2 protein-coding genes are annotated in these 3,879 nt (G+C 53.6%); one reads left to right on the top strand and one right to left on the bottom strand.

Annotation, left to right across the window (positions count from 1 at the left end; genetic code table 11):
- Positions 1-32 precede the first annotated feature (32 nt).
- The gene (gene topA, locus B9A24_RS21135; RefSeq protein ID WP_084448098.1) at positions 33-2,495 is read right to left on the bottom strand and encodes a type I DNA topoisomerase; all 2,463 of its coding nucleotides are present in this window, start codon (positions 2,493-2,495) and stop codon (positions 33-35) included.
- A 349-nt stretch (positions 2,496-2,844) separates the two neighbouring features.
- Between topA and B9A24_RS21130 the strand changes: the two genes are divergently transcribed.
- Positions 2,845-3,879: HAMP domain-containing protein (locus B9A24_RS21130; protein ID WP_143435166.1), on the top strand; the 1,035-nt coding region annotated here is incomplete at its 3' end.

Below are 3,879 nucleotides of genomic sequence, written 5' to 3'. Positions count from 1 at the left end.
TGGGGGGCTTTTTTATGGTAGAAGGTGATTGACTACTTCGCTTTGGCAGTCGCTTTCTTGGCGGGCGCTGCTTTCTTCGTGGTTGCCGCCTTTTTAGTCGCTGGCTTCTTCGCGGTCGGCTTTTTCTTGGGCGTAGCCGGCTCATCCACGGTTTTCGCGGGCGTTTTCTTGGCGAAGCGGCCGCCTTTGGCGGGCTTATCCGGCGTTAGCTCGGCCAGTTCCAGGCAGCGTTCCAGCGTGAGTTCCTGTGGGTCTTCACCCTTCGGAATCTTTACGTTTTTCTTGCCTACCACTATGTAAGGACCGAAGCGGCCATTGAGCACCTGCACATCCTCGCGCTCCGGGAAGTCCTTGATCAACCGCTCAGCGTCCGATTTGCGCTTGGCTTCAATAAGCTCAATGGCTTCCGAAACCGTGAGGGTATGCGGGTCCTGCTCCTTGGTAAGCGAGTAAAACTTGCTGTCGTGGCGGATATAAGGGCCAAAACGACCGAGAGAAGCCGTCATATCTTTTTCCTCGAACTGCCCCACGATGCGCGGCAGCTTAAACAGCTCCATGGCTTCTTCCAGCGTAATATTCTCAATGAACTGGCCTTTGCGCAGGCTCGCGTACACGGCTTTCTCCTCCGAGCCTTCCCGCGGCTCAATCTGCACGTAAGGGCCATAGCGACCCAAACGGGCCGTTAATTTCTGGCCGGTTTCAGGGTGAATACCAATCTCGCGGTTCGAGCCCAGCGTGCTGCGCTCAATATCTTGGCCCCGCTCAATGGTTTCGTGGAAGGCTCCGTAGAAATTAGAGAGCATGTCGCCCCACTTCTCCTGGCCATTGGCAATGAGGTCGAATTCACCCTCTACTTTGGCCGTAAACTGGTAGTCGATAATAATGGGGAAGTGCTCAACTAAAAAGTCATTGACGACCATGGCCGTGTCGGTCGGAAACATCTTGGCTTTCTCGGCCCCGAAGGTTTCCGTTTTCACTTCCGTTTTCACCTGCTCGCCTTCTAGGGTGAGCACCCGAAACTTGCGCTCTTTACCTTCACGAGTATCTTTTTCTACGTAGCCGCGCTTCTGAATCGTGCTGATAGTAGGTGCATAGGTAGAAGGACGCCCGATGCCCATTTCCTCCAGCTTCTTCACCAACGATGCTTCCGTGTAGCGAGCGGGCGGCTGAGCATAGCGCTCCGTAGCGCGCAGTAATTGCAAAGGCAGCTGCTGGTTTACCGTCAGGGGAGGCAACCCACGCGAAAATGACGAGTCACCTTCCTCCTCCTCATCGTCCTTCGACTCGCTGTACACTTTCAGGAAACCCTCGAAGGTAATTACCTCGCCTGTAGCCGTAAGCGTGATGCCCGGCTGCGTGCTGATGCCAATAGTAGCCACGGTGCGCTCTACCGTTGCGTCAGCCATCTGCGAGGCCAAAGCCCGCTTGCGAATCAGGTCGTAGAGGCGCTGCTCCTGGGAGTCAGAGCCTGCTTTTACCAAAGCAAAATCGGTTGGCCGTATAGCTTCGTGCGCTTCCTGGGCCGAGGCAGACTTTGTTTTAAACTGGCGCTTGTGGGCGTATTCATCACCATAAGCCCGGCTGATTTCAACCTGAGCCGCTGCCAGCGCATCCTGCGACAAGTTTACGGAGTCGGTACGCATGTAGCTGATTTTGCCGGCTTCATACAGCTTCTGGGCCACGCTCATCGTTTGGGCCACCGAGAAACCGAGCTTGCGGGATGCTTCCTGCTGAAGCGTAGACGTGGTGAAAGGCGGCGCCGGCGAGCGTTTGCCAGGCTTCTTCTCCAGGTTTTCAATCTGATAAATGGCCCCCACGCAACGAGCCAAGAACTCCTGCGCTTCCGTCTCCGTTTTAAAGCGCGTCGGTAATTCGGCCTCCAAAATTGCCCCCCGGCCCGCATCAAAACGCGCCGTGACACGATAAGCAGATGAAGTTTTGAATTGATTGATTTCCCGCTCCCGCTCTACCACCAGGCGCACCGCCACCGATTGTACCCGGCCGGCCGACAAGCCCGTTTTAACTTTTTTCCAGAGCACCGGCGACAGCTCAAAACCCACCAAACGGTCGAGCACACGGCGGGCCTGCTGGGCATTTACTAAGTTCAGGTCAATCTCCCGGGGGGAGGCAATGGCATTGAGAATAGCGTTTTTGGTGATTTCGCGGAATACAATCCGGCGCGTTTTGGCGTCGGTCAGGTTTAGCGTTTCCGCTAAGTGCCAGCTAATGGCCTCACCCTCCCGGTCATCGTCACTCGCTAACCATACTACTTCAGCCTCTTTTGCCAGCTTCTTCAACTGAGCAATTATTTCGCGCTTGTCAGCCGAAACCACATAAGTAGGCTTGAAACCGTTGGCAATGTCAATAGCGTTATTATCCTTAGGCAAATCGCGCACATGACCGAAGCTGGACTTGACAATAAAGTCCTTACCCAAGTATCCTTCGATGGTCTTGGCTTTGGCCGGTGACTCAACTATGACTAAATTTTTGATCATATAAAGGGGATTGACAACGAAATACAGGTGGGTATCAACTAAGAAACGACCTAAGGGGGGCAAAAGTTGAATTTTGCCGCAAAGATGATGGAATAATCCGGCCTCTCACCTATACCATCTTAATTATCCTTGCTCCTTCAAGCCCAGATCCAGGCTGGGAGAACTGTGTAAGAGCAATTATTATAGGTAAGTAGTTCATCAGCCGTTGGTTGAACGATTCGTATATGATCGTTCATTTCCATTGTTGCGGATGCCGCTAGTTTATTACCTTTGTAAGTCTGGCTGCCGGTCCACCCGCCGGTTTGTTTCAGCAGTGCCTTTCTAGCACGCTTCGCAATCTACATTTTGTATGGCTTCAGGTAAGACTACCAAAACCACAACTCCGGTTTCCAATTCATCGGCAACTGCCCCAGATAAGAAGGATACAGCTGCCGGTAAAACGTTGTACACCGGCGCGGTTTCACCCCTTGACGTAATCCGGACTAACAACGACCTGACCCGCAAAAGGGGGGGGTCGCGCGGCTCAATCGACACGCAAGACCCTGGGTATGTAAACGACCAGCTCAATCGGGTGCTGTATGCCCTCGATGCCTTTAAAAAAGGCGATGTTTCGGTGCGCCTGACCAAACAAAACGACGACATTTTTGCCGAGATAGCTGAGGCTTATAACTCGATGGTGGAAATGATCGGCGGGGTGGGAGGCGAAGTATCGCGCATCTCGAAAGTTGCCGGGGTAGAGGGCAACCTGAAAGCCCGCGCTTCCGGTGAGAATGCCTCGGGCTTTTGGCGCGACATGATTAATAATATCAACGGCTTGATGGATAGCATCGCCGTTCCGGTATTGGAAGTAGGCAAAGTACTGAAGAACATCTCCAAAGGCAACCTGGATGAGACGTTCCAGATACCGGTTTCGGGCGACTTCAAAGTGATGGCCGAAACCATTAACAAGACCATTGACAACCTGAACCTGTTTGCCGGTGAGGTAACGCGCGTGGCCCAGGAAGTGGGTACGGAAGGCAAACTAGGCGGGCAAGCTTCGGTACCGAACGTGGGGGGCATTTGGAAGGAGCTTACGGACAATGTAAACTACATGGCCTCGAACCTGACGAGTCAGGTGCGGGACATTGCTAACGTGGCCACGGCTGTAGCCAAAGGTGACCTGACCCAGAAGATTACGGTCGATGTGAAAGGCGAGCTGCTGCAACTCAAGCAGAACCTGAACCAGATGGTGGACTCGCTGAACCTGTTCGCTGGCGAAGTAACCCGCGTGGCCCTCGATGTAGGTACGGAAGGCAAACTGGGCGGCCAGGCTTCGGTGCCTAATGTTAGCGGCGTGTGGAAAGACCTGACCGATAACGTAAATAATATGGCCTCGAACCTGACC

It is taken from the genome of Hymenobacter roseosalivarius DSM 11622 (assembly GCF_900176135.1).
Lineage (GTDB): Bacteria > Bacteroidota > Bacteroidia > Cytophagales > Hymenobacteraceae > Hymenobacter > Hymenobacter roseosalivarius.
Note: the sequence above shows the minus strand (reverse complement) of the source record. Positions and strands in the feature narration are given on the sequence as shown.

Bases quoted from the DNA above. Each gene is read 5' to 3' on its own strand.
- topA (WP_084448098.1), bottom strand. From the start codon at position 2,495: ATGATCAAAAATTTAGTCATAGTTGAGTCACCGGCCAAAGCCAAGACC.